This window comes from Helicobacter pylori (genome assembly GCF_003637685.1).
Taxonomy (GTDB): domain Bacteria; phylum Campylobacterota; class Campylobacteria; order Campylobacterales; family Helicobacteraceae; genus Helicobacter; species Helicobacter pylori_CJ.
This window is the reverse complement of record NZ_MVWW01000021.1, coordinates 1-713: the sequence shown is the minus strand read 5'-3', so window position 1 is coordinate 713 and position 713 is coordinate 1. Positions and strand designations below refer to the sequence as shown.

General features: G+C 36.0%; 1 protein-coding gene. It reads left to right on the top strand.

All coding sequences use genetic code 11. The features are described 5' to 3' along the window. Window positions 1-713, top strand: a 713-nt coding sequence (locus tag EAL44_RS07805; RefSeq protein ID WP_240448929.1) for a DUF3519 domain-containing protein, incomplete at both ends; no start/stop codon positions are given.

Here is a 713-nt window from a genome sequence, read left to right as displayed (position 1 = left end):
ATAAGCGATTTTAGCAAGAATTTAGAACTAAGCGCCAAAAACGCTAAATTTAGCAACAACACGCTTAAAATCATTGAAGAGCTTAATAACGGCGTTAAAAGCGCGAGTGAAGAAATCAATAAGGAAGTAAAAGAAAAAGTAACTAAATACGAAAAAGCCTTACAAGAATTGCAAAAGATTGATACAAGCTTGCTTACTAAAGAACAGAAACAAGTTTTAAAGGTGTTTAAGGGCGAATTAGATCAAACAGAGATTAAAGGCATAGACTTAAACGACCTTTACATTTTAGAGCAAGGATCAAGGCATGCGGGCGCTAGAAAAATACTAAGGAAGCATTACGGAGTAGAGAACACAGGCGCCCTAACGAACGACGAGCTACTTAACATGAGCGAAGTAATCAAAAACGGAAGCGTGTTATTAGAGAGTTTTGAAAGGCTTAAAAACGGGTTTAGATACGCTTACGAATGGGAGAATAACGGCGTAAAGCTTAGGTTAGTTGTAGATGATTTAAACAATGGAAATAAGATTTTTGATTTTTATAGCGATAGGAATTTTACAGATTTTAGGGATGCCAGTCTACACTCTGGAAACCATCCCCATGAACCTAATCCTACACAAAAAGATTTAACAGATCAAGAGGATTTATTAAAAACAAGCGAAAATTTAAACGAAACCACCAAAGAAGCTACAAAATTAAGCCCGCTTGAACAAGC